25 protein-coding genes are annotated in these 24,886 nt (G+C 60.3%); 15 read left to right on the forward strand and 10 right to left on the reverse strand.

Going from position 1 to position 24,886, the window contains the following annotated elements:
• Positions 1-22: 22 nt before the first annotated feature.
• The 4 genes from CAG25_RS19035 to dksA all read right to left on the reverse strand — a co-directional run bounded on the left by CAG25_RS19035 (position 23) and on the right by dksA (position 4,637).
• A complete protein-coding gene (locus CAG25_RS19035) occupies positions 23-2,977 on the reverse strand; it encodes a sensor histidine kinase (protein ID WP_178076484.1) in 2,955 nt (984 codons plus the stop codon).
• Complete coding sequence (locus CAG25_RS28450) at positions 2,961-3,137, reverse strand: hypothetical protein (RefSeq protein ID WP_003176118.1); 177 nt, start codon at positions 3,135-3,137, stop codon at positions 2,961-2,963. Before CAG25_RS28450 ends, CAG25_RS19035 begins: the two co-directional genes overlap by 17 nt.
• A 77-nt stretch (positions 3,138-3,214) precedes the next feature.
• Positions 3,215-4,111, reverse strand: coding sequence for a tRNA glutamyl-Q(34) synthetase GluQRS (gluQRS, locus tag CAG25_RS19040; protein WP_085612642.1), 897 nt, complete (start codon positions 4,109-4,111; stop codon positions 3,215-3,217).
• Positions 4,112-4,193: 82 nt separating this feature from the next.
• Positions 4,194-4,637: an RNA polymerase-binding protein DksA gene (dksA, locus tag CAG25_RS19045; protein ID WP_039771633.1), complete on the reverse strand. Its 444-nt coding sequence runs from the start codon at positions 4,635-4,637 to the stop codon at positions 4,194-4,196.
• A gap of 334 nt (positions 4,638-4,971) precedes the next feature.
• Here dksA and CAG25_RS19050 point away from each other — a divergent pair, with 334 nt between their 5' ends.
• The gene (locus tag CAG25_RS19050; RefSeq protein ID WP_085612643.1) at positions 4,972-6,144 is read left to right on the forward strand and encodes a pyridoxal phosphate-dependent aminotransferase; all 1,173 of its coding nucleotides are present in this window, start codon (positions 4,972-4,974) and stop codon (positions 6,142-6,144) included.
• Positions 6,144-6,857: a DNA/RNA nuclease SfsA gene (gene sfsA / locus CAG25_RS19055; protein ID WP_085612644.1), complete on the forward strand. Its 714-nt coding sequence runs from the start codon at positions 6,144-6,146 to the stop codon at positions 6,855-6,857. The genes CAG25_RS19050 and sfsA overlap by 1 nt, the downstream gene beginning before the upstream one ends.
• On the opposite strand, the gene CAG25_RS19060 is transcribed toward sfsA, so the two are convergent.
• Positions 6,854-7,171, reverse strand: a complete 318-nt coding sequence (locus tag CAG25_RS19060; protein WP_085612645.1) for a Rieske (2Fe-2S) protein — start codon at positions 7,169-7,171, stop codon at positions 6,854-6,856. The two genes, sfsA and CAG25_RS19060, sit on opposite strands and share 4 nt — an antisense overlap.
• Positions 7,172-7,333: 162 nt before the next feature.
• On the opposite strand from CAG25_RS19060, the gene CAG25_RS19065 reads away from it, so the two are divergent.
• Genes CAG25_RS19065 through CAG25_RS19080 form a run of 4 tightly spaced genes read left to right on the forward strand, consistent with a single transcriptional unit; the run spans position 7,334 to position 10,880 of the window.
• Positions 7,334-8,206 (forward strand): hemin ABC transporter substrate-binding protein, encoded by an 873-nt coding sequence (locus CAG25_RS19065; protein WP_085612646.1) that lies wholly within the window; start codon positions 7,334-7,336, stop codon positions 8,204-8,206.
• A 50-nt stretch (positions 8,207-8,256) separates the two neighbouring features.
• Positions 8,257-9,240: an iron ABC transporter permease gene (locus tag CAG25_RS19070; RefSeq protein WP_178076486.1), complete on the forward strand. Its 984-nt coding sequence runs from the start codon at positions 8,257-8,259 to the stop codon at positions 9,238-9,240.
• The gene (locus CAG25_RS19075; RefSeq protein ID WP_085612648.1) at positions 9,240-10,007 is read left to right on the forward strand and encodes a heme ABC transporter ATP-binding protein; all 768 of its coding nucleotides are present in this window, start codon (positions 9,240-9,242) and stop codon (positions 10,005-10,007) included. Before CAG25_RS19070 ends, CAG25_RS19075 begins: the two co-directional genes overlap by 1 nt.
• Before the next feature lie 21 nt (positions 10,008-10,028).
• Positions 10,029-10,880: a ChaN family lipoprotein gene (locus CAG25_RS19080; RefSeq protein ID WP_085612649.1), complete on the forward strand. Its 852-nt coding sequence runs from the start codon at positions 10,029-10,031 to the stop codon at positions 10,878-10,880.
• Positions 10,881-11,105: 225 nt separating this feature from the next.
• Here CAG25_RS19080 and CAG25_RS19085 read toward each other — a convergent pair whose 3' ends face one another.
• From CAG25_RS19085 to CAG25_RS19100, 4 genes are all read right to left on the reverse strand, one after another.
• The gene (locus CAG25_RS19085; RefSeq protein WP_085612650.1) at positions 11,106-11,897 is read right to left on the reverse strand and encodes a Crp/Fnr family transcriptional regulator; all 792 of its coding nucleotides are present in this window, start codon (positions 11,895-11,897) and stop codon (positions 11,106-11,108) included.
• Positions 11,898-11,912: 15 nt separating this feature from the next.
• Positions 11,913-12,185, reverse strand: a complete 273-nt coding sequence (locus CAG25_RS19090) for a TfoX/Sxy family protein (RefSeq protein WP_003228231.1) — start codon at positions 12,183-12,185, stop codon at positions 11,913-11,915.
• Positions 12,186-12,407: 222 nt separating this feature from the next.
• Positions 12,408-12,752 (reverse strand): pentapeptide repeat-containing protein, encoded by a 345-nt coding sequence (locus tag CAG25_RS19095; RefSeq protein ID WP_007959639.1) that lies wholly within the window; start codon positions 12,750-12,752, stop codon positions 12,408-12,410.
• 91 nt (positions 12,753-12,843) lie between these two features.
• Positions 12,844-14,400: a bifunctional aminoglycoside phosphotransferase/ATP-binding protein gene (locus CAG25_RS19100; protein WP_085612651.1), complete on the reverse strand. Its 1,557-nt coding sequence runs from the start codon at positions 14,398-14,400 to the stop codon at positions 12,844-12,846.
• A gap of 118 nt (positions 14,401-14,518) precedes the next feature.
• On the opposite strand from CAG25_RS19100, the gene mrcB reads away from it, so the two are divergent.
• From mrcB to CAG25_RS19115, 3 genes are read left to right on the forward strand one after another with little or no spacing between them, the layout of a single operon-like run.
• Positions 14,519-16,843, forward strand: a complete 2,325-nt coding sequence (gene mrcB, locus CAG25_RS19105; protein ID WP_085612652.1) for a penicillin-binding protein 1B — start codon at positions 14,519-14,521, stop codon at positions 16,841-16,843.
• Between the two features lie 16 nt (positions 16,844-16,859).
• A complete protein-coding gene (locus tag CAG25_RS19110) occupies positions 16,860-17,606 on the forward strand; it encodes a hypothetical protein (RefSeq protein ID WP_064599445.1) in 747 nt (248 codons plus the stop codon).
• Positions 17,606-17,941 carry a YqcC family protein gene (locus CAG25_RS19115; RefSeq protein ID WP_064599443.1) on the forward strand — a complete coding sequence of 112 codons (336 nt, stop codon included), beginning with the start codon at positions 17,606-17,608 and terminating at the stop codon, positions 17,939-17,941. The genes CAG25_RS19110 and CAG25_RS19115 overlap by 1 nt, the downstream gene beginning before the upstream one ends.
• Before the next feature lie 18 nt (positions 17,942-17,959).
• On the opposite strand, the gene CAG25_RS19120 is transcribed toward CAG25_RS19115, so the two are convergent.
• Positions 17,960-18,376 (reverse strand): DUF4124 domain-containing protein, encoded by a 417-nt coding sequence (locus CAG25_RS19120; RefSeq protein ID WP_085612653.1) that lies wholly within the window; start codon positions 18,374-18,376, stop codon positions 17,960-17,962.
• A 400-nt stretch (positions 18,377-18,776) separates the two neighbouring features.
• Between CAG25_RS19120 and CAG25_RS19125 the strand changes: the two genes are divergently transcribed.
• The 6 genes from CAG25_RS19125 to msrQ all read left to right on the forward strand — a co-directional run bounded on the left by CAG25_RS19125 (position 18,777) and on the right by msrQ (position 24,764).
• Entirely contained in the window at positions 18,777-20,501 is a 1,725-nt protein-coding gene (locus tag CAG25_RS19125; protein ID WP_085612659.1) for an acetolactate synthase 3 large subunit, read from the forward strand.
• A gap of 2 nt (positions 20,502-20,503) precedes the next feature.
• Complete coding sequence (gene ilvN, locus CAG25_RS19130; RefSeq protein ID WP_003205610.1) at positions 20,504-20,995, forward strand: acetolactate synthase small subunit; 492 nt, start codon at positions 20,504-20,506, stop codon at positions 20,993-20,995.
• A 48-nt stretch (positions 20,996-21,043) separates the two neighbouring features.
• Positions 21,044-22,060, forward strand: a complete 1,017-nt coding sequence (gene ilvC, locus CAG25_RS19135) for a ketol-acid reductoisomerase (RefSeq protein ID WP_007959661.1) — start codon at positions 21,044-21,046, stop codon at positions 22,058-22,060.
• Positions 22,061-22,207: 147 nt separating this feature from the next.
• On the forward strand, positions 22,208-23,065 hold the full coding sequence (pssA, locus tag CAG25_RS19140) for a CDP-diacylglycerol--serine O-phosphatidyltransferase (RefSeq protein ID WP_039771608.1): 858 nt from the start codon (positions 22,208-22,210) through the stop codon (positions 23,063-23,065).
• A 62-nt stretch (positions 23,066-23,127) separates the two neighbouring features.
• Positions 23,128-24,141 carry a protein-methionine-sulfoxide reductase catalytic subunit MsrP gene (gene msrP, locus CAG25_RS19145; RefSeq protein WP_085612654.1) on the forward strand — a complete coding sequence of 338 codons (1,014 nt, stop codon included), beginning with the start codon at positions 23,128-23,130 and terminating at the stop codon, positions 24,139-24,141.
• Positions 24,141-24,764 carry a protein-methionine-sulfoxide reductase heme-binding subunit MsrQ gene (gene msrQ, locus CAG25_RS19150; RefSeq protein ID WP_064599436.1) on the forward strand — a complete coding sequence of 208 codons (624 nt, stop codon included), beginning with the start codon at positions 24,141-24,143 and terminating at the stop codon, positions 24,762-24,764. The genes msrP and msrQ overlap by 1 nt, the downstream gene beginning before the upstream one ends.
• Positions 24,765-24,886 lie beyond the last annotated feature (122 nt).

Genomic DNA, 24,886 nt, shown 5'->3' on the forward strand with positions numbered 1-24,886 from the left:
TGATTCGATACTCTCGACGGTCTCAGTTCACAGCGGACGTCGCTTCGACATGGCGCGGCAATGTCACCCGGATACGGGTGCCGCGCTGGCTCTGAACATCAGCCGGGCTGTCGATGGTGATTTGTCCATAATGCTCTTCAACGATGGAATAGACCAGTGCAAGGCCCAGACCGGTGCCTTCGCCAGGATCCTTGGTGGTGAAGAAGGGTTCGAACAATCGGTCCATGATGCTCGACGGAATACCGCTGCCTTCGTCTTCGACGATCAGATCGACCGTGTGTTCGCCGGCTTCGCTGTTGACCCGCACCGCGCTGCCGGCAGGCGAGGCGTCGCGGGCGTTGGAGAGCAGATTGATCAGCACCTGGGCGAGCCGCTGCGGATCGCCTTCGACCCAGTGATCGGGATCGCACAGGTTATAGAACTGGACTTCGAAATTGCGCCGGTTCAGGGCCAGCAGGCCGATGGCGTCCTGGGCCACTTCCGCCAGACAGACGGGCTCGTCGCTGTGCTGATGGCTGCCGGCGTGGGCGAAGCTCATCAAGGACTGGACGATGCGTGACACGCGTTTGGTCTGTTCGAGGATCTGGCCGCTGATTTCCGTCAGCTCACCGTCCTCTTCGCGCTCTTCGCGCAGGTTTTGCGCGAGACAGGCGATGCCGGTGATCGGGTTGCCGATTTCGTGGGCCACACCCGCCGCGAGTCGGCCGATGCTGGCCAGGCGCTCGGAATGCACCAGTTTGTCTTCGAGCATTTGGGTTTCGGTCAGGTCTTCCACCAGCAACACCAGGCCGCTGTTGCCCGGTGCCAGCGGCTCGTCGATCGCCGCTTTGTGCAGGTTCAGCCAACGGGTCTGGCCGTCGAGGGCCAAATGCTGTTTGTGCAAATGCTCATCCGGCAGATGGATGAAGCCTTGCAGCAGGTCTTTCCACGGATTGGCGATGGTACTCAGGCGCGAGCCGACCACCCGTTGCGCAGCAATTCCGGTCAGCTCTTCCATGGCCTTGTTCCACATCAGGATCTCCTGATCCTTGGCCAGCGAGCAGACGCCCATCGGCAGCTCTTGCAAGGTCTGACGGTGGTAGCGGCGCAAGGCGTCGAGCTCGGCAGCGAGGCCGGTGAGGCGCGAGTGATAATCCTCGAGGCGGCTTTCGATGAAGTGGATGTCTTCGGTGACGTAGTTTTCACCGCCGGCCTTGTAGGGCAGGAAGGTTTCCACCATGTCCTGGGCGACGCTCGGGCCCATCAGGCCGGAGAGGTTGGCTTCGATCCTGTCACGCAGGCGGCGCAAGGCATAAGGGCGGCGCTCGTCGAATGGCAGATAAAGGTCGCGCAGGGCCTGTTCGACTTCTTTCTGCGCAGCCTTGGCGCCCAGCGGCTTGGCCAGTTGCGTGGCGAATTCCTGCGGGGAGGCTGCGTGCAATTCGCGGCGTTGCGGGCGACGTACGTTGTCCACCGCGCAGGCTTCGGCGGCGCTGGCTTCTTCGGGGCTGGCATTGGTGAACAGCGAAATCAGCGTGAACATCAGCACGTTGGCCGCCAGCGAGGCGATGGCCGCCATGTGCCAACTGGTGTCGTCCAGTACGTAGATCATGTTCAGCAGCGGAATATAGAAACCCTGCAGATTGCCGACCAGCGGCAACAGCATGGTCACGACCCACACGACAATCCCCGCCAGCAGACCGGCGATGAAGCCACGGCGATTGGCGGTCGGCCAGTACAGCACCGACAGCACGCCCGGCAGGAATTGCAGGGTCGCGACGAAGGCGACGATGCCGAGGTTGGCCAGATCCTGCTCGGCGCCGAGCATCAGGTAGAAGCAGAAACCGGCCATGATGATCGCGACGATCAGCGCCCGGCGGGTCCATTTCAGCCAGCGATAGATATTGCCTTCGGCCGGCGGCTGGTAGAGCGGCAGCACCAGATGGTTCAGGGCCATGCCCGACAGGGCCAGCGTGGTGACGATGATCAGGCCGCTGGCCGCCGACAGACCGCCGACATACGCCAGCAATGCCAGCGATTTGCTGTTGGCGGCGATGCCGATGCCGAGGGTGAAGTATTCCGGATTGGTCGTGGCGCCGAGTTTCAGGCCGGCCCAGAGAATCAGCGGCACCGCCAGGCTCATCAACAGCAGGAACAGCGGCAGGCCCCAGCTTGCGCTGACCAGCGAGCGCGGGTTGAGGTTTTCAGTGAAGGTCATGTGATACATGTGCGGCATCACGATCGCCGAGGCGAAAAACACCAGCAGCAACGTGCGCCACGGGCCTTCCTGCAACGGCGTGTGCAGGGCGGCGAGGGCGGTCTGATTCTGCAACAGCCACAGTTCAAGCTGTTGCGGGCCGTCGAATACGCCGTATAGCGCGTAGAGGCCGACGCCGCCAAGGGCCACCAGTTTGATCACCGATTCGAAGGCAATCGCGAATACCAGCCCTTCGTGCTTTTCACGGGTGGCGATGTGACGGGAGCCGAAGAAGATCGTGAACAGAATGATCAGCGCACAGAATGCCAGGGCGACGCGATTCTGCACCGGTTCGCCGGTGAGGATGCCAATCGAGTCGGCCACCGCCTGAATCTGCAACGCCAGCAACGGCAAGACGCCGATCAGCATGAAAATCGTGGTCAGCGCACCGGCCCAGGTGCTGCGAAAGCGGAAGGCGAACAGGTCCGCCAGCGACGACAGTTGATAAGTGCGGGTGATCTTGAGGATCGGGTACAGCAGCACCGGCGCCAGCAGGAACGCGCCGGACACCCCGAGATAACTGGACAGAAAGCCATAGCCGTACTGATAGGCCAGACCCACCGTGCCATAGAACGCCCACGCGCTGGCGTAAACCCCCAGCGACAGGGTGTAGGTCAGCGGATGGCGAATGATCGCCCGCGGGATCATGCCCCGTTCACTGATCCAGGCCACGCCGAACAGCGCGGCCAGGTAGGCGGCGCTGATCAGCAGCATCTGGGTCAGGCTAAAGCTCATCGGCATCTTTTTGGCTCTGCAGGATGAAGGTCACGACAATCAGGATCAGCCAGAGCAGATAAGGGCGATACCAGGCGCCCGTCGCGTCGATCCACCAATCCATGATGGCGGGGGAGAACAGGTAGATCCCGACGACCAGAAGCAGGACCAAGCGATAGATGTACATCCCGGCCTCTCTTTTTTATGCGCGTGCCCGAAAACGTGCGGCGATGGTAACGGATGGGCGCGCCACTGCAAGTGTCGTCACAGCAGTTGCGCTTCGGGCAGGGTCAGTGTGCGCGGGATCTTCGTCGCGTCCCAGTGGGCACTACCCCATTTCAGCAGCTCTTGCGGCGAGGCGTGGGCCAGTTCGGGCCCCGGGTTTTGCCCCAATGCACGCAGGGCCCGCAGCAGCAATGGCGTGGCCTGATCGGCTTCCAGCGGTGGCGAGCGATAGGACTTGCCGAGCTTGTTGCCGTCCGGCTGGGTGATCAGTGGCAGGTGCAGGTAGCGCGGTTGGCGCAGGCCCAGCAGTTCTTGCAGATAGAGCTGGCGCGGCGTGGAGTCGAGCAGATCGGCGCCGCGCACGATGTCGGTGATGCCCTGCCAGGCGTCGTCCAGCACCACCGCCAGTTGGTAGGCGTAGAGGCCGTCGCGGCGGCGGATCACGAAGTCACCCACGTCGCGGCCCAGATGCTGGCGGTATTCGCCCTGCACCCGGTCGATGAAGTGGTATTCCAACTCCGGCACGCGCAGGCGAATCGCCGCGTCTTCCTGGCCATGGCCGGCATTGCGGCACAGTCCCGGATAAATGCCGTGGTATGGCTCCAATTGTTTGCGCGAGCAGGTGCAGGCGTAGGCGAGGCCGTGATTGAACAGGCTGTCGAGCACTTGCGCGTAGGCCTCGTGCCGATCGCTCTGGCGAACCATCTCGCCGTCCCATTCGAAGCCATAGCTTTCCAGCGCCTTGAGAATCGCCGCTTGCGCGCCTGGCTCTTCACGGGGCGGATCGAGGTCTTCCATGCGCACCAGCCAGCGACCGCCCACCGAGCGTGCGTCCAGATAAGAGGCCAGGGCGGCAACCAGCGAACCGAAGTGCAGGTGCCCGCTGGGGGTCGGGGCGAAGCGGCCAATATAGGCGGGGGAGGTGTTGGCAGTCATGAGGGCGATGTTACTTGAGAGTCAAAAACAGCAGAAACAAAAACGGAGCGTTCGCACGCTCCGTTTTTCGTTCAGGCCGGGATTATTTGCCGACCTGCTTTTCCTTGATTTCCGCCAGGTTCTTGCAGTCGACGCACATGTCGGCAGTCGGACGGGCCTCGAGGCGCTTGACGCCGATCTCGATGCCGCAAGAGTCGCACCAGCCGTACTCTTCGTCTTCGATCAGTTGCAGGGTCTTGTCGATCTTCTTGATCAGTTTGCGCTCGCGGTCGCGGGCGCGCAGCTCGAGGGCGAACTCTTCTTCCTGGCTGGCACGGTCGGCCGGATCAGGAAAGTTGGCCGCTTCGTCTTTCATGTGATCAACAGTGCGGTCGACTTCCTGCATCAAGTCGAGTTTCCACTTGGTCAGGATCTTGGTGAAGTGCGCACGCATAGGCGCGCCCATGTACTCTTCGCCCTCTTTAGGGACGTAAGGTTCGAAACCGCTGAGTGTCTGACTTGCCTGTTGCTTTGCTTGGGTGGGCATGAAATGGACCGCCTCTACTCTTGTAATCCATTGCGCAGGATTGCTCCATCACCGACACCTGCCGGCCCTGCGGCTGCAAGCGGGCGAACTTACCAGATCAATTCGACCCGCGCTACTCCCGGATGTCGAGCGCGTGGCCGATGGGGCTTGCAAATGTTTGCCAAGCCATGTCCGGCGGTGCTGCAAACCTGCTCAATCACTGATTTTAGTCAATCCTGGAGCGTACGCGCGGGGCGTTACAGTCCAGTGTTCTTGAGGCTGTGACCGCTGCGGGTTCTCGCTCGTTCCGGCAGATGGGTAGAATCGTTTCTTTTCCCTCGTTGAAGGAAGGCCAATGGCTCAGCCCTACAGTGCGCGCAGTCGTGCGATCGAACCGTTCCATGTCATGGCGTTGCTGGCGCGGGCCAATGAATTGCAGGCCGCCGGCCACGACGTGATCCACCTGGAAATCGGCGAACCGGACTTCACCACCGCCGAGTCGATCATTCGCGCCGGCCAGCAAGCCCTGACGGCGGGGAAAACCCGCTACACCGCGGCCCGTGGCATTCCCGAACTGCGCGAGGCGATTTCCGGTTTCTATCAAACGCGCTACGGCCTGAACATCGATCCACGACGGATTCTCATTACGCCCGGCGGTTCCGGCGCGTTGCTGCTGGCCAGTGCGTTGCTGGTGGATCCGGGCAAGCACTGGCTGCTGGCCGACCCCGGCTATCCTTGCAACCGGCACTTTTTGCGTTTGGTCGAGGGCGCGGCGCAGCTTGTACCGGTGGGCCCGGACGTGCGTTATCAGCTGACGCCGGACCTGGTGGCACGCCACTGGGACCACGACAGCGTCGGTGCGCTGGTTGCCTCGCCGGCCAACCCGACCGGTACGATTCTGACCCGCGATGAGCTGGCCGGATTATCCACAGCCATCAAGGCGCGTCACGGGCATCTGGTGGTGGACGAGATCTACCATGGCCTGACTTATGGCACCGACGCCGCCAGTGTGCTGGAAGTGGACGACAGCGCCTTTGTCCTCAACAGTTTCTCCAAATATTTCGGCATGACCGGGTGGCGCCTCGGCTGGCTGGTGGCGCCGGATGCCGCCGTCAGTGAGCTGGAAAAGCTCGCGCAGAACCTCTACATCAGCGCGCCAAGCATGGCCCAACACGCAGCGCTGGCCTGTTTTGAACCGGACACCATCGCGATTTTCGAAGAGCGCCGCGCCGAATTCGGCCGTCGCCGTGACTTTCTGCTGCCAGCATTGCGGGAGCTGGGCTTCAACATTGCCGTGGAGCCGGAAGGCGCGTTCTATTTGTATGCCGATATCAGCCAGTTCGGCGGCGATGCCTTCGCGTTCTGCCGGCACTTCCTCGAAACCGAACACGTGGCATTCACGCCGGGGCTGGATTTCGGCCGCTATCAGGCCGGTCATCACGTGCGCTTTGCCTACACGCAAAACCTCCCACGCCTACAGGAAGCGGTAGAACGTATCGCCCGTGGCTTGAAGAGCTGGCAAGGCTGATGCGCTTTCATCCTCCGCTCGAAGAAGGCCGATTGATCCGCCGTTACAAGCGTTTTCTCGCCGATATCGAAACTGTTGGCGGCGAATTGCTGACCATTCACTGCCCGAACACCGGTTCAATGCTCAATTGCCAGGTCGAGGGCGGGCAGGTCTGGTTCAGCCGCTCCACAGATCCGAAACGCAAACTGCCCGGCACCTGGGAAGTCGGCGAAACCCCGCAGGGACGGCTGTTTTGTGTCAACACCGGGCGCGCCAACGCTCTGGTCGAAGAAGCCTTGCAGGCCGGCGTCATCAGTGAGCTGAACGGTTTCACCAGGCTCAAGCGCGAAGTGGCGTACGGGCAGGAAAAGAGCCGGATCGATTTTCGCCTCGACTACCCGACGGGCTCGGCCTACATCGAAGTGAAGAGCGTCACTCTCGGTTTCGACGGTACGGCGATTGCGGCATTTCCCGATGCAGTGACCCAGCGCGGCGCCAAGCATTTGCGTGAGCTGGCGCATCTGGCCCGGGACGGGATTCGCGCGGTGCAGTTGTACTGCGTCAATCTCACGGGTGTCGAAGCGGTGCGCCCGGCCGAGGAAATCGACTCGGCCTACGCCGCTGCGCTACGTGAGGCGGTGGCGTGCGGGGTCGAGGTCCTGGCGTACGGCGTGCGGTTGAGCCATGAAGAGATGGTGATCGACAGGCGCCTGGACGTGCTGCTCAACGGTTAAACGTCGATCCACAGCCCTTGCGCGTCTTCATGACAAGGGATGGCCGTCAGCGATTGTCCGGCGCAGGGGCCGGCGACGCATTCTCCGTCTTCGATCAGAAACAGTGCGCCGTGGGTGGCGCATTGGATCAGGCTGTTGCTGGGGTCGAGAAACTGGTCGGGATGCCATTCCAGACCGACGCCCCGATGCGGACAGCGATTGAGATAGACATACGCCTGCCCCGCGCGGCGCACAGCCAACAGTTTTTTCCCGTCGATATCGAAACCGCGACTGCCGCCCTCAACCAGGTCGGCGCCCGCGCAAAGAAACTTCATGGCTATCCTCAAGTGTCGGCTCGTGTCCGGATATGTCCGAGCTTGACGTTCAAATGCAAACAATTATCAAATGGCCGCCTTCGCCCGTGGCGAGGTGATCGCTGCCGAGGATACTTGGCCTGCCGTTCCGGTGCCCGGAAAAACCTTTCAAGGAAGCTGTCTATGCGCCTGAGTACCCGCGTTGCCGTGCTGTGTGTCGGACTTTTGGTCAGCCACCAGGCTGCAGCGGCCGAGTTGCCGCAACGTTGGGTCAGCGCCGGCGGTGCGTTGTCGGAGTGGGTCAGTGCGCTGGGCGGCGAGGCCAAACTGGTGGGCGTCGACACCACCAGCCAGCATCCGCAATCCCTCAAGTCCCTGCCGAGCATCGGCTACCAGCGCAGCCTGTCGGCCGAAGGCATCCTCAGCCTGCGCCCGGACATTCTGATCGGCACCGAAGAAATGGGCCCGCCGCCAGTGATCTCCCAGGTTCGCAGCGCCAAGGTGCGGGTGGAATTGTTCTCGGCTCAGCCGGATCTGCCGACGCTGGAGAAAAACGTTACTCATCTGGGGCAGTTGCTGGGGGCCGAAAGCCAGGCCGTGCAATTGCTGCACAGTTATCAACAGCAACTCGATGCTCAGAAGGCACGTGTGGTTGCGGTGCAATCAAAGCAGAAAGCACCGGGCGTGCTGTTGCTGCTCGGCCATGCCGGCGGCAAACCACTGATCGCCGGCAAGGACACCGCCGCCGATTGGCTGCTGCAGCAGGCGGGCGGGCATAACCTCGCGACCCACACCGGTTACAAGCCGTTTTCCGTGGAATCCCTGGCCAGTCTTGATCCTGAAGTGCTGGTGTTCGCTGACCGTGCGCTGACCGGCGAGGCGGCAAAAGCGGCGTTGTTCAAGGAAAACCCGATCCTCAATTCCAGCCGTGCCGCCAAGACCGGCCGTGTGCTGGAGCTGGATCCGACGCTGCTGGTGGGCGGACTCGGGCCGCGTTTGCCGGCTGCGCTGAAGACTCTGTCTGACGATTTCTATCCGGCCTCGAGCGGCCAATGACCACCCTGGTCAAACCCCGTGGCTTGTTCATCGGCCTGATCCTGCTGTGTCTGCTGGCGATCTGGCTGTCTCTTGCATTGGGGCCGGTCAGTCTGCCGTTGTTCGATACCTTGCGCGCTGCGCTGCGCATGATCGGTGTGCCGCTGGCGCCGGACGGGCTGGAGCAGGCTGAACTGATTCTCGGGCAGATTCGTCTGCCGCGTACGATGCTCGGGCTGGCAGTCGGCGGCGTGCTTGCCCTGTCCGGTGTGGCGATGCAGGGGCTGTTTCGCAATCCGCTGGCCGATCCGGGGTTGGTGGGGGTCTCCAGTGGCGCGGCGCTGGGCGCGGCGGTGGCGATCGTCGGCGGCTCGTTTTTTGGCGGGCTGCCAGAGTGGTTCGGGCCTTATCTGCTGTCGGTTTGTGCGTTTCTCGGTGGCCTTGGCGTAACTGCGCTGGTCTATCGACTCGGCCGCCGCAACGGGCAGACCAACGTGGCGACCATGTTGCTGGCGGGGATTGCCCTGACCGCGCTGGCCAGTTCGGCGGTGGGGCTGTTTACCTATCTGGCCGACGACGCCACATTGCGCACGTTGACGTTCTGGAACCTGGGCAGCCTTAACGGCGCGAGCTATGCGCGGTTGTGGCCGCTGCTGATCATCACTGCCGGTGTTGCACTTTGGCTTCCGCGTCGGGCGACGGCACTCAATGCATTGTTGCTCGGCGAGTCGGAAGCCGGGCATCTGGGGATCGATGTCGAACGGCTCAAGCGCGAGCTGGTGTTTTGCACGGCGCTGGGTGTCGGTGCGGCGGTGGCGGCGGCAGGGATGATCGGTTTCGTCGGGCTGGTGGTGCCGCATCTGGTGCGCTTGCTCGCCGGGCCGGATCACCGGGTATTGCTGCCGGCGTCGGTGCTGGCCGGCGCCAGTCTGTTGCTGCTGGCGGATCTGGTTGCACGTCTGGCACTGGCGCCGGCAGAGTTGCCGATCGGTATCGTCACCGCATTCATCGGCGCGCCGTTCTTCCTTTATCTGTTGCTGCGAGGGCGTGCCTGATGCTGCGTGCGCACAATCTGCACATCCGCCGTGGCCGCAAGACCGTTCTGGCCGATGTCAGCCTGCAACTCGAACCGGGCGAAGTGCTTGGCGTGTTGGGGCCGAATGGCGCCGGTAAAAGTACCTTGCTCGGCGCGTTGTGCGGTGAGTTGAGCGCGCACGAGGGGGAAGTGCTGCTGGACGGTGAGGCCTTGAGTCATTGGAGAGGCACTCAGCGCGCCCAGCGGCTGGCGGTGCTGCCGCAGGTGTCGACCCTGGATTTCGCCTTTCGTGTTGAGGAAGTGGTCGGCATGGGGCGTCTGCCTTATCAGAGCGGGCGGGTGCGCGACGACGAGATCGTCGCTGCCGCATTACGGGCGGCCGATGCCGGACACCTGAGTGGCCGCAGTTATCTGGCGCTGTCCGGCGGCGAGCGTCAACGGGTGCATCTGGCGCGGGTGCTGGCGCAACTCTGGCCGGGGCAGGCGGGGCAGACTCTGCTGCTTGATGAGCCGACCTCGATGCTTGATCCGTTGCATCAACACACGACGCTGCAAGCGGTGCGCGAATTTGCCGATCGCGGCGCGGCGGTGCTGGTGATCCTGCATGATCTGAATCTGGCGGCGCGCTATTGTGATCGCATCCTGCTGCTGGAAGGCGGGCGCCCGGTTGCGCTGGGCACGCCGCAGCAGGTATTGCGTCCGGAATCGCTGAAGGCGGTGTTCGGTCTGGAAGTGCTGGTGCAGCCGCACCCGGAGCGCGGGCATCCGCTGATCATCGCCCGCTGATTTCGTCATCGAGGTGAGTGTATGCGCGGGATTTTGCTGTTGGCGGTGTTGTGGCTTGCAGGTTGCCAGCATGTTGCGGCGCCCCCGGTCGTGGGCGAGATCCGTGATTTGCGCAGCGGCGAGCATCTGACGGCGCAGCAATTACTGGCTCGGTTGAGCAGTCCATCGCAGGTGATTGTTGGTGAGCAGCATGACAACGCTGATCACCATGCCCTTCAATTGTGGCTGTTACAGAACCTGGAAAAGGCGCGGCCCCAGGGCAGTCTCCTGTTGGAAATGCTGACACCCGATCAACAGTCGCGGGTTGATGACGTACGACATGCGTCAACGCCACCGGCTGATCTTCCTGCTGCATTGGCCTGGCAGGACGGTTGGGACTGGAATCTCTACGGCCCGATTGTGCGGTTCGCCCTGACGCAATCCTGGCCGTTGCTGGCGGCGAACCTCGATAACATCGAAATCCGCGCGTTCTATCGCGATCCTCCGGTTCTGAGCGGTGAGCGCAGCAATGCCAAATCTGTGAAAGAGACGCTGTTGGAGCAGATCGGCGATTCTCACTGCGGCTTGCTGCCGTCATCACAAATGCCGGCGATGCTGGCCGTTCAGCAACAGCGGGATCGGCGCATGGCCTCGCGTTTGCTGGCAGCGCCTGCGCCTGCCTTGTTACTGGCGGGTGCGTATCACGCGCGCAAAGATGTCGGGGTGCCGCTGCATGTGCTGGATCTGGGCGCGCCGCAAGCGCCGACGGTGTTGATGCTGGCGGAGCAGGGCAGTGGGGTTACGGCGGCGATGGCTGATTATGTCTGGCTCACCCCAGCCACGCCGAAACCGGATTATTGCGCGCAGATGCGTAAGCAGTTCGGCAAGGAATGACTTTTCCACAGGCAAAAAAAGACCCGGTAAAAACCGGGTCAAATAACCGTGATTAGCCTGATGAGGAGATAATCTGAGAGTCCGAACCAAGGGCTTTTCAGAATATCGACTGATCTCGCGATCAGTTGTGATAATCATAGCGATTCTCATTAGCGAGTCAACTGCTGTTTTTTCATTTCTGTCGTTTTGTCCCGGCAATGGCGTAAACGCCCCGTGAACAGGGCTTCAGTTCTGGCTGTTAAATCCCGTGAGCTGCTTGTTGAGCTGGTCGATACGCCGCGCCATGCTTTCGATCAGGCTGTGGGCGATTTTCGGATTGGTGCGGGTCATGCTCAGAAACTGATCGCCGGGAATCAGCATCACCGTGCTCGCTTCCCGGGTAATGACCGTTGCGTTGCGCGGTTCGCCAGTGAATACAGCCATTGCGCCGAAGATCTCATCCTTGGGCACATCGCCTACCTTGTGCCCATTAACAAAGGCTTCGGCGTGTCCTTCGATAATCACGAATACATGGTCAGCGACATCGCCCTGGCGTATCAGAACGTCTCCGGCCTCGACACGCTTGAACCCATTGGTGCTGCGAAACTCACGTGGCTTGAACTCGGCAACGGCGTGGGCCAGCAGCGCCATTTGCCCCAGCAGGTAGCGCAGAAACTGCTCCGAGCGAGATGAATCGCTATACACATGCTGAAACAAATCACTTCGTCGATAGGGCAGCAACGTCAGCGGGTTATCCGTGCCCAAGGCGCAATCAGCCCATTCCGGCCCCTGCTGCAGGCCGATGAGGTCCCCCTCATGCCAATAGAACAGACCGCGACCGCTCACTCTGCCGGTGATGACACCTTGCATGAGCAAGAACAATTGGTCGTCCGGCAAGCGTGTCAGCAAATCATCCGTGGCTTCCAGTTCCAGCGCCGGCCCGCACGGCGCCAGGCCTTCGAGCCATTGCGCAGGCAAGCTCTGCAAGTGGTTGATCAATGCATCGGCCTTGGCCGATTGTTCCCCGAGCAGGTACATGGCGGTCAGTGCCCGTCAGTTCTTGTGGCGAGAGGAAATGGCTTCCAACTGCTTGTTCAGCGCATCCTTGCGTTCGGCGGGTATGTCGTTCCAGTGCACATCCATCAGTGCTCCTTCGATCGCGTACAACAACACCTTCGACGCCCGGAACCCGCGGGTACGCACGGCGCGATAGGCATCCACCGCGCCCAGGCGACGCAAGTCGGAGGCGCTATGGATGCCCACGGCATGCAGCCATTGCGCCGACGTCTTGCCAAGATTCTTCAGGTGTTGCAGTTCATCATTCATCAAGCCTCCTTGCGACGGCCGAATGGTGCGTGGGCGAGCTTCTCAGGAGTGTAGCCATCAGTAGGAAAAGCGTGGTTGTTTGGTCGGGTTCGACGCAAACGCTTCTAAGAAACGTCAGTTTTTCGCTGATGAATCTGCACGGAGCAGGGCGAGGGGGAATTACCAACAGCACGCAGTCCAGCGCAAAGCGGGGGCGCTGGACGGTTCAGGTTTTTAAAAGCTTCAGCGAGTGCGATAACGCAGGCGCGTACCGAAATTCATCGACATCAGGATTTCGTCGGCACTCAGCTCCGGCGGGAAGTAGGCACCGGAAATCTGCGCGTGGGCCAGGCTCGCGCCCTCCAGCGAAGCGTTGCGAAAGTCGATGCCGCGCAGGTCGGCGGAACGGAAGTAGGCGTCCCGGAAATCCACGCCATCGGCGTTCAGTTCGCGTAGGTCGAGACCACGAAAATCACCGCCGACCATGTCGATCGGGCCGTCTTTCGGCCGTTCATTGTTGAAACCTGTGATGTCGTCTTTGTGCAGCAAGGCATAAAGCGGGGTGTCGAGAAGTTTCGGCTGGCTCATGTCAAATCACCTGTTGGTTTTATGACGCCAGTATAGTGCCACTATTTGACGGCCGTGAAGCGAGCGAGGGCTTCACGGCCGAAATAGTTTCTTACAGGCCGGGCAGACGCTGGCGGATTTGCGCCACGACGGTATCCAGGGTGCCGGATTCATTGGTCTGCACGCGTTTGCTGCGCAGGATTTCTTCCGGCGTCAGGGCTTCGCGGTTGGCCTGTTGTGCTTCGATCACGGCGAGGGTCGCGTCGGACGGATCCTTTTTGTCTGCCTGACGAATCGCCAGCCAGCTCTCGATCACTGCCTGCGGAGCATTGCAGTCGAGGATCAGGAATGGCGCGCCGGTGGCTTCGGCAACCTTGGCGGCGTTGTCGCGTTGTTCGCGCTTGAGGTAAGTGGCGTCGATCACCACCGGGAAACCGGCGTGCAGGATCACTTCGGCGATTTCATGCAGGCGAGCATAAGTCGCGGTGCTGGCATCGGCGCTGTAGATCCCGGCCTGAACATCATTGGCAACGGTTTGCTCGCCGAACAGGCGTTTGCGCTCGACATCGGAGCGCAGGCGGATCGCGCCCAGCGCTTCCACCAGACGCATGGCCACGTGGCTTTTACCGACCGCGGAAACGCCATGGGTGATCGCCATGAAGCGCGAAGGAATGGTGCTGTAGCTTTCCGCCAGGTTGGCGTAGTTGCGGTACTGGCGCAGGGTGGTAGCACGCTGCACCGGAGTGGCATCGGCCGGCATGCTGAACAGTGCAACCTTCGCACGCACCAGGGCGCGGTAAGCCTTGTAGAAGTTCAGCACTTCCAGGCCTTGATAGTCGCCGGTCAGTTCCAGGTATTGGCTGATGAAACGACGGGCGAGGGATTTCAGGCCACGGTCTTCCAGGTCCATTGCCAGGAAACCGGTGTCGGCCCAGACGTCGGTGAAGCGGAACGGTTCGTTGAATTCGATGCAGTCGAAGATCACGACTTTGCCGTCGATCAACGTGGCGTTGCCCAGGTGAATGTCACCGTGGCACTCGCGAGTGAAGCCGTCGGCCTTGCGCTGGGCGAACAGCGGCTTGAGGCGATCGAAGCTGCTTTCCGCCCACGCTTGCAGGGCGTCGAGTTGCAGCAGGTCGTTCTTGTCGCTGAGGAAAGGCAGGATCTGTTCGAAGTTCTGACGCACCGGCGCCATCACGCTTTCAGGCGTGCCGGCATCGTGTTCGGCCGGGACTTTCGGCGCGTTGAGGTGGAAGCGGGCGATCTGCTCGGCCATCGCGTCGATGTGCGCGGTGGTCAGCTCGCCGTTGGCTTGCAGGGTGCTGAGCAGGCCGGTCTGCGGGAACTGGCGCATTTTCAGCACGTATTCGATGGCCGGGCCTTCGCCACCCAGTTGCGGGGCTTCGGCGCTGCCGGTCACTGGAATCACTTCCAGATACAAATCTTCGGTCAGGCGCTGGTTCAGGCGCAGCTCTTCACCGCAGAAGTGCTCGCGGGAGTCGAGGCTGGTGAAGTCGAGGAATCCGAAATTCACCGGTTTCTTCACTTTATAAGCGTAGGGACCGGTGAGCAGCACCCACGAGATATGGGTTTCGATGACCTGGAACCCTTCGACGGGATGCGGGTAGAGGGCCGGGTTTTGCAGGGCAGCGATCAGGGACTGGCTCACGGACGATCCTTCAGAGACTGGGGGAAATTCAAGGCGCTCATTATGGCCGCTCGCCAGCCCGACGCAAACCTCGGAGCGCTCCTGTTGAGTATGAATAAAGTGCGTATAATCCGCCGCCATGACTCGTACTCGATCCCCCCGTTCCCCTAAAAAACCAGCTTCCCGGGGCCTGCGCCCATGGTTGGGCTGGGCCCTTAAACTCAGTCTGGTCGGCCTTGTGGTGCTGGCCGGCTTCGCCGTTTACCTCGATGCCGTGGTGCAGGAGAAGTTCTCCGGCAAGCGCTGGACCATCCCGGCCAAGGTGTACGCGCGTCCGCTCGAGCTGTTCGTCGGACAAAAGCTGAGCAAGGACGATTTCCTCACCGAACTCGATGCCCTGGGCTATCGCCGCGAAGCCGTGAGCAACGGTCCCGGCGCGGCGGCGGTCAATGGCAACACGGTTGATCTGAATACCCGTGGCTTTCAATTCTATGAAGGCCTCGAGAAACCGCAGCCAGTGCGCGTGCGGTTCTCCGGCGATTACGTGGCCGAACTCTCGGCGATCAACGGTTCAAAGCTCTCCGTGGTACGCCTGGAGCCGCTGATGATCGGCGGTATCTACCCGAAAAATCTTGAAGACCGGATTCTGATCAAGCTCGATCAGGTGCCGCCGTATCTGCTGGAAACCCTGGTCGCCGTGGAAGACCGGGATTTCTACAGCCACTGGGGCGTATCGCCGAAATCGATTGCCCGCGCAGTCTGGGTCAACACCTCGGGCGGCAAGATGACTCAGGGCGGCAGTACACTGACCCAGCAACTGGTCAAGAACTTCTACCTCACCAACGAACGCAGCCTGACCCGCAAGCTCACCGAAGCGATGATGGCGATGCTGCTCGAGCTGCATTACGACAAAAAGGAAATCCTCGAGGCGTACCTCAACGAAGTCTTTGTCGGTCAGGACGGTCAGCGAGCGGTGCACGGTTTCGGTCTGGCCAGCCAGTTTTTCTTTGCGCAGCCTTTGTCTGAGCTGAAGCTGCACCAGGTCGCGTTGTTGGTCGGCATGGTCAAAGGGCCGTCCTATTACAACCCGCGTCGCAACCCGGAGCGGGCGCTGGAGCGACGCAATCTGGTGCTCGATGTGCTTGAGCAGCAGGGTGTCGCCTCCGCCGAGCAGGTGGCTGCCGCGAAGAAAATGCCGCTGGGCGTAACCACGCGCGGCAAGCTGGCCGACAGTTCGTTTCCGGGCTTCATCGATCTGGTCAAACGCCAGTTGCGTGAAGACTACCGCGACGAAGACTTGACCGAAGAAGGCCTGCGGATTTTCACCAGCTTCGATCCGATTCTGCAGATGAAAGCCGAAGCGTCGGTCAACGACACTTTCAAGCGCCTGTCCGGTCGCAAGGGCTCCGACGACGTGGAAGCGGCGATGGTCGTTACCAACCCGGAAACCGGCGAAGTCCAGGCCATGATCGGCAGCCGTCAGGCGAGTTTTGCCGGGTTCAACCGCGCGCTGGATGCGGTACGGCCGATCGGCTCGCTGATCAAGCCGGCAGTTTATCTGACGGCACTGGAAAAGCCGAGCCAGTACACGTTGACCAGTTGGCTGTCGGACGAGCCGCTTTCAATCAAGGGTGCGGATGGTCAGGTCTGGAAACCGCAGAACTATGACCGTCGCTCCCACGGTACGGTGTTCCTGTATCAGGGGCTGGCACATTCCTACAACCTGTCGACCTCGCGCCTCGGTCTGGCGGTTGGCGTTCCGAATGTCCTCAAGACGCTGGGTCGCCTGGGCGTGACCCGCGAGTTTCCGGCGTTCCCGTCGATGCTGCTCGGTGCGGGCGGAATGACCCCGATTGAAGTCGCGACCATGTACCAGACGCTTGCCAACGGTGGTTTCAATACGCCGATGCGCGGGATTCGCAGCGTGCTGACTGCCGACGGCGAACCGCTCAAGCGTTATCCGTTCCAGATCGAGCAGCGTTTCGACCCGGCCTCGATCTACCTGATCCAGAACGCCATGCAGCGGGTCATGCGTGAAGGCACCGGCAGTTCGGTTTATAACGTGTTGCCAAGAACCCTGACACTGGCGGGCAAGACCGGCACCAGTAACGATTCGCGCGACAGCTGGTTTGCCGGCTTCAGCCAGGATCTGCTGGCGGTAGTCTGGCTCGGCCGCGACGACAACGGCAAGACGCCGTTCACCGGGGCCACCGGTGCGTTGCAGGTCTGGACCAGTTTCATGCGCAAGGCCGATCCGCTGCCGCTGGACATGCCGCAGCCGGATAACGTGGTGCAGGCCTGGGTCGATTCGCGTACCGGCCAAGGCTCCGATGCCAACTGTCCGGGCGCCGTGCAGATGCCGTATATTCGCGGCAGCGAACCGCCACCCGGCGCCTCCTGTGCGGGCGAAAGCCCGGCATCGGGCGAGTCGGTGATGGATTGGGTCAAGGGCTGGATGAATTAAGCAAAGAGGGTTTCAAGTGAACAAGTGGTTGATTCCAGCGGTGACCGCCGTGGCTTTGCTCAGCGGCTGCTCCACCGTACAGCGTGGTTCGATCCCGGTCGTGGATTCCGGCACCGCCGTGTCCAACAGCGAGCGCATTTCGGCCAATGGCGGTTTCCGTCAAACGACGGTGAAACGTCCTGCACAGGCCCAGACCCAAGCGATCCCGCAAGGCGATACCGGTGTGGTAGTGATGGTGCCGGGCGGCGCAGCGGCTTCGGCGCCGATCAGCACTTCGCCGATCGTTCCGGGCCCGGCGTCCGGCGGCATCACGCCGGGGCCGTACAACCCGTCGGCGGTCGAGTCGGCGCCGATCAGCTCCGGCAGCTACAGCATGCCTTCGACGCCGAGCGGCATTCCTTCGGCCAGCAGCGGCGGTGGTCTGTCTGCCGATGAACAACTGGATGGCCCGGTTCTCGCTCTGTTGACCACTGCGCAACAGCAGCAGGCCGGTGGCGACCTCAACGGCGCGTCCTCCAGCCTGGAGCGTGCGCAGCGTGTAGCACCGCGCGAGCCGCAAGTGCTTTACCGTCTGGCGCAGGTGCGCATGGCCCAGGGCGATGCGCCGCAAGCCGAGCAGACCGCTCGTCGCGCACTGACCATGGCCAATGGTCGTCCGGACTTGCAGGCCAGTCTGTGGGAATTGATCGCTCAGGCGCGTGAGAAACAAGGTGATTCCGCCGGCGCCACTCTGGCCCGTCAGAAGGCCAAGGTTTCGCTGTGATGGACAGTCGTTTCTCCAAAGTCGCCGATCAATTGCTGTTGATCGAGCGCGAACTGCGCGCCCAGGGCTGGTGGGATGACGTCCAGCCCTCGGTCGAAGCCCTGAGCAGCGTCGAGCCGTTTTCGGTCGACACGCTTGATTTCGAGCAGTGGTTGCAATGGATCTTCCTGCCGCGGATGAAGATGATCCTCGAACAGGATCTGCCATTGCCCAATGCCTCGGGCATTCAGGAAATGGCCGAAATGGTTTTTGCCCAACGCAACCTGCAGGGCAAGGATCGGCAGCTTCAGGTGTTGCTCAAAGAGTTCGACCTGCTGATCACCGCTTCACGCTGAACCGGGAGCTGCCAGTCGTCACTGGCAGTTTTCCGCTATCTGTTTCTTTGCCTCGTCAGTACGTTGCTGTCGCTGGTCGTCGCTCAGACGCCGCAGTTCTCCCTCCACCTCCTCCCTCAAGCGCGGATTGTTCTGCAGTTGCGCGAGATTCGTGCGCGCCTGTTCGCAAAATGCCTTGAGTTGATTCTGTTGTTCGGCCACTTGCTTCTTGACCTTGTCATCGATGGCTTTCTGATCGCCCAGCGTTCCGCCGCCAGGTAGTGCGGCAGGTTTTGGCGCGGGCGAGGAGGGCGTCTCCACGGCGGTGGATGACTGCCCCTGAGGTGGCTGCTGATCGAAATGGGTGACGCCCTGGGCATCGACCCATTTGTAGATCTGAGCGGCCATGCACCATGGGCTGGCGCTGATTAACAGAATTAGGAGAAGCGTTCGCATGCTGATTCCTTGGCAAAACTGCGCAATTGAAGCTAACAGAGTAGCGGTTTCCAGGTTTTTTCTTGCGTTCTCATGTGCTTACCCACAATTAAGCACATAGACGGCTTGACTTGCAGAGGGCGAAACAGAAGAATCCAAAGTCCGCTGTACAGGGACTGCCAGAAGCAGACCCTCTCGGCAGATCATGAGGCGCATATCCGCGTCGACCTGTTACACCCGCAACGCGTTACCTCGCGCTGGGTGGGAAAGGCCCGCAACACTTGGGACGATCCCAATACTTGCTCAGTCAGTGCTGACGTAGTCGGCGACCACCGTCGCTCATGCTCTGCCGAGAAGTAAACCTATTAAGACCCGTTCGCCTTTTTGTGGACGGTATTCTGGCGTTTTAGAGGTGAACAACGTGGAGCTTTTATCTGGCGGTGAGATGCTCGTCCGCTTTTTGCGTGACGAAGGCGTCAAATATATCTACGGGTACCCGGGTGGTGCTCTCCTTCATGTTTACGATGCCCTGTTCAAAGAACCGGAAGTAACCCACATCCTGGTTCGTCACGAACAAGCGGCTACCCATATGGCTGACGGCTACGCCCGTGCCACCGGTAAAGCCGGCGTGGTATTGGTGACTTCCGGTCCAGGCGCCACAAACGCCATCACCGGTATCGCCACCGCCTATATGGATTCGATTCCAATGGTGATCATTTCCGGTCAGGTGCCAAGCACCATGGTCGGTACCGACGCGTTCCAGGAAACCGACATGATCGGTATCTCCCGGCCGATCGTGAAGCACAGCTTCATGATCAAGCACGCCTCGGAAATCCCGGAAGTCATGAAGAAGGCCTTCTACCTGGCGCAATCCGGTCGTCCGGGCCCGGTCGTGGTCGATATCCCGAAAGACATGACCAACCCGGCCGAGAAGTTCGAATACATCTTCCCGAAGAAAGCCAAACTGCGTTCCTACAGCCCGGCCGTTCGCGGTCACTCCGGGCAAATCCGCAAGGCGGCAGAAATGCTCCTGGCGGCCAAGCGTCCCGTGCTGTACTCCGGCGGTGGCGTGATTCTCGGCAACGGCTCCGCGCCGCTGACCGAACTGGCGCAAATGCTCAACCTGCCGGTTACCAATACCTTGATGGGCCTGGGTGCCTACCCTGGCACTGACCGTCAGTTCATCGGCATGCTCGGCATGCACGGCAGCTACACCGCTAACCTGGCGATGCACCATGCCGACGTGATCCTGGCGGTCGGTGCGCGTTTCGACGATCGCGTGATCAACGGCGCGCCGAAGTTCTGCCCGAACGCCAAGATCATTCACATCGACATCGACCCGGCTTCGATTTCCAAGACCATCAAGGCCGACGTGCCAATCGTTGGTCCGGTGGAGAGCGTCCTGACTGAAATGGTCGCGATCCTCAAGGAAATCGGCGAAACCCCGAACAAGGAAGCGGTCGCCAGCTGGTGGAAGCAGGTTGACGAGTGGCGCGGTGATCGTGGCCTGTTCCCTTACGACAAGGGCGACGGCAGCAAGATCAAGCCACAGACCGTGATCGAAACCCTGTGCGAAGTGACCAAGGGCGATGCCTTTGTGACCTCCGACGTGGGCCAGCACCAGATGTTTGCTGCGCAGTACTACAAGTTCAACAAGCCGAACCGCTGGATCAACTCCGGTGGTCTGGGCACGATGGGCTTCGGTCTGCCGGCCGCGATGGGTATCGCTTTGAGCTTCCCAGATACCGATGTTGCGTGCGTCACCGGTGAAGGCAGCATCCAGATGAACATCCAGGAGCTGTCGACCTGCCTGCAATATGGTTTGCCGGTCAAGATCGTCATCTTGAACAACGGTGTTCTGGGCATGGTTCGTCAGTGGCAGGACATGAGTTACGGCAGCCGTCACTCGCACTCCTACATGGAATCCTTGCCTGACTTCGTCAAGCTGGCCGAGGCCTATGGCCACGTCGGCGTGCGCATCACCGAATCGAAAGATTTGAAGTCGAAGATGGAAGAGGCGTTCGCCATGAAAAATCGCCTGGTGGTGATCGACATTTCGGTCGACACCAGCGAGCACGTCTATCCGATGCAGATCAAAGACGGCTCGATGCGCGATATGTGGCTGAGCAAGACGGAGCGTACCTAATCATGCGGCACATTATTTCCTTGCTTCTGGAAAACGAACCCGGTGCTTTGTCTCGCGTAGTCGGCCTGTTCTCGCAGCGCAACTACAACATCGAAAGCCTGACCGTGGCGCCAACCGAAGACCCGACCCTGTCGCGTCTGACGCTGACCACCGTCGGTCACGATGAAATCATCGAGCAGATCACCAAAAACCTGAACAAGCTGATCGAAGTGGTCAAGCTGGTGGACCTGTCGGAAAGCGCTCACATCGAGCGCGAACTGATGCTGGTCAAGGTCAAGGCCACTGGCGCCCAGCGCGCCGAGATCAAACGCACCACCGATATTTACCGTGGACAGATCGTCGACGTCAGCGCCAGCGTGTATACCGTTCAACTGACCGGTACCAGCGACAAGCTCGACAGCTTCATTCAGTCCATCGGCACCGCATCGATTCTGGAGACCGTCCGCAGTGGCGTCACCGGTATTGCCCGCGGCGACAAAGTACTCAGCATCTAAACCAAATTAGCGAATGGCCTGAACGGCCTGGATATAAAGGGGAAATTCATGAAAGTTTTCTACGATAAAGACTGCGACCTGTCGATCATCCAGGGCAAGAAAGTTGCCATCATCGGTTACGGCTCCCAGGGCCACGCCCAGGCGTGCAACCTGAAAGATTCCGGTGTCGACGTTACCGTCGGTCTGCGTAAAGGTTCGGCTACCGTTGCCAAGGCTGAAGCCCACGGCCTGAAAGTGACCGACGTGGCTGCCGCTGTTGCCGGTGCCGACCTGGTCATGATCCTGACCCCGGACGAGTTCCAGTCCCAGCTGTACAAGAACGAAATCGAGCCGAACATCAAGAAAGGCGCCACCCTGGCCTTCTCCCACGGCTTCGCGATCCATTACAACCAGGTTGTTCCGCGTGCCGACCTCGACGTGATCATGATCGCGCCGAAAGCACCGGGCCACACCGTACGTTCCGAGTTCGTGAAAGGCGGCGGTATCCCTGACCTGATCGCGATCTATCAGGACGCCTCGGGCAACGCCAAGAACGTTGCATTGTCCTACGCCGCCGGCGTTGGTGGCGGTCGTACCGGCATCATCGAAACCACCTTCAAGGACGAGACCGAAACCGACCTGTTCGGCGAACAAGCCGTTCTGTGCGGTGGTACCGTTGAACTGGTAAAAGCCGGTTTCGAAACTCTGGTTGAAGCTGGCTATGCGCCGGAAATGGCCTACTTCGAGTGCCTGCACGAACTGAAGCTGATCGTTGACCTCATGTACGAAGGCGGCATCGCCAACATGAACTACTCGATCTCCAACAACGCTGAATACGGCGAGTACGTGACCGGTCCGGAAGTGATCAACGCCGAATCCCGTCAGGCCATGCGCAACGCCCTGAAACGTATTCAGGACGGCGAATACGCCAAAATGTTCATCAGCGAAGGCGCAACCGGCTACCCTTCGATGACCGCCAAGCGTCGTAACAACGCCGCTCACGGTATCGAAATCATCGGCGAGCAGCTGCGCTCCATGATGCCGTGGATCGGTGCCAACAAGATCGTCGACAAAGCCAAAAACTAAGTCGTCGAACCTTGTATGAAAAAACGCGGCCTCGGCCGCGTTTTTTCGTATGGGCCGGCGGTTCTGGTATAAAGCTGCATCGTTTGTGGCCGAACCGTCGTCCCAGACACCTGTCGAAAATGTCCAATCCGTTGCAAGGTACTGTCCATGAGCGAACGTCCCGAAGAGCCGAACCAGGCTTCAGACGCCGAAAGCCTGCTGCCCATCGATGAGCACATCGAAGAAGGGCATGACGCAGAAGGCCGTAAAGTCCGGCATCGTGGTATCTATCTTCTGCCGAATCTGTTCACCACTGCGAATCTGTTCGCGGGGTTTTATTCCATCATCAACTCGATGAGTGCCCAGGCTGCCTTGAGTGCCGGGGACGCGGCGAATGCGAGCAAGTATTTCGCCTTTGCCGCCATCGCGATTTTCGTCGCCATGGTGCTCGACGGCCTTGATGGTCGCGTGGCACGCATGACCAATACCCAAAGTGCGTTCGGTGCCGAGTACGACTCGTTGTCGGACATGGTTGCCTTCGGTGTCGCGCCGGCGCTTCTGGCTTTCGGCTGGGCACTGGGTGACATGGGCAAGGTCGGCTGGATGGTTGCCTTCATCTATGTGGCGGGTGCGGCGTTGCGTCTGGCGCGTTTCAACACTCAGGTGGGGACCGCCGACAAGCGCTACTTCATCGGTCTTGCCAGCCCGGCTGCTGCCGGCGTTGTTGCGGGCATTGTCTGGGCGTTCAGCGATTACGGGATCCAGGGTTCGAAGATGTCGTTCCTGGTCGCGCTGATGGTAGCGGCCGCCGGCATGCTGATGGTCAGCAATATCAAATACAACAGCTTCAAGGAGCTGGATCTGAAGGGGCGCGTGCCTTTCGTGGCGATTCTGGCGGTGGTGCTGGTGTTTGCCGTGGTGTTCAGCGATCCGCCTCGCATTCTGCTGCTGGTGTTCCTCGCTTATGCCGCGTCGGGCCCGGTGCAGTATCTGTTGCATCTTCGTCGTCACAAACACGCCGAGTGATGTAATTTCCCTCATACTCCGCAGTCTATGGTGCATCTGTCCTCCAAAGCTGCGGAGTTGCCATGCTGATCAAAGTCCCCAAAGCGTCCGACTGCCATGAGTCGGACGTCACGCCTGAATCCATTTATCTCTCTCGCCGTCAATTGCTCGGAGCAACCGCGGCCGGTTTGGCCATGAGCACTTTGCCGCGCTGGGCCAGTGCCGAAGAGGCTGCCCGCTATGCCGATGTCGAAGCCGGAAAGGCGCCCGCCTGGTTTGCCGAGAAACTGCCCTCTGTCAAATGGGGGGTGGTGAGCGTCAAGGATGAGGCGATCACACCTTTCAAAGACGCGACCCATTACAACAACTTCTATGAATTCGGTACCGACAAGGGCGACCCGGCGGCCAATGCCGGTTCGTTGAAAACCGAACCGTGGAGTGTGGTGGTGGACGGGGAGGTGGGCAAGCCGGGGCGTTATGCTCTGGAAGACTTTATGAAGCCTTACCAGTTGGAAGAGCGCATCTATCGCCTTCGTTGTGTTGAGGCGTGGTCGATGGTGATTCCCTGGATTGGTTTCCCCATCTCGGCGCTGTTGAAGCAGGTAGAACCGACTTCCAATGCCAAATACATTCGCTTCGAAACCTTGCAGGATCCGAAGAGCATGCCCGGACAGCGTTCGGGATTTGCCCTGATCGACTGGCCCTATGTTGAAGGTTTGCGCCTGGATGAGGCGATGAATCCCTTGGCGATTCTTGCGGTAGGTATGTATGGCCGCGAATTGCCCAATCAGAACGGTGCGCCTTTGCGTCTGGTGGTGCCCTGGAAGTACGGATTCAAGAGCGTCAAATCCATCGTGCGGATCAGTCTGGTCAGCGAGCAGCCAAAGACGACCTGGCAGAGCATTGCGGCGGATGAGTACGGGTTTTATGCGAATGTGAACCCTACGGTCGACCATCCACGTTGGACCCAGGCGCGGGAGAGGCGGTTGCCCAACAGCCTGTTCAAGCCGAATGTGCGTGATACGCAGATGTTCAACGGCTATGCGGACGAGGTCGCTTCTTTATATACAGGGCTCGATCTGCGGAAGAACTACTGATGCGATATCCGATCTGGCGCGTAGGTGTTTTCCTGGCTGCGGCAATATGGCCGCTGTTCTGGTTCTATCAGGCCTTTGCGGATCTGCTTGGGCCTGATCCCGGGAAAGTCCTGGTTGATCGACTGGGTCTCGGGACATTGGTGTTGCTGTTGATCACCTTGAGTATGACGCCGTTGCAGAAGCTTACGGGGTGGGCCGGGTGGATTGCTGTGCGCAGGCAGTTGGGGCTTTGGTGTTTTGCCTATGTGGTTCTGCATCTTTGCAGCTATATGGCGTTCATTCTCGGTTTTGACTGGTCGCAACTGGGCGTCGAACTGCGCAAGCGTCCTTACATTATTGTGGGTGCTTTGGGTTTTCTGGGATTGTTGGCATTGGCGGTTACCTCCAACCGATACAGCCAGCGCCGTTTAGGTACCCGCTGGAAGAAGCTGCACCGGTTGGTGTATGTGATTCTCGGGTTGGGATTGCTGCATATGTTATGGATCGTACGTGCCGATCTCAAAGAGTGGGCGATCTATGCCTTTATAGGTGTTTTCCTTCTAGCGCTGCGAATTCCTCCCTTGACCCGTCGGATCCCGCGTTTGATGGGTAAGAAGCAGGTTTTTCAAGAAAAGCGAAATTAAGTGTTGACGGCAGATTCTGAGTCTCTATAATTCGCCCCACTTCCGGCGCAGTCGAAACGGAAAACTCCTTGAGATTCAATGAGTTAAGTAGGTTTCGATAGTAGATCGCTTCAGTTCATCGA

This window comes from Pseudomonas sp. B16(2017) (assembly GCF_002113205.1).
Lineage (GTDB): Bacteria > Pseudomonadota > Gammaproteobacteria > Pseudomonadales > Pseudomonadaceae > Aquipseudomonas > Aquipseudomonas pharyngis.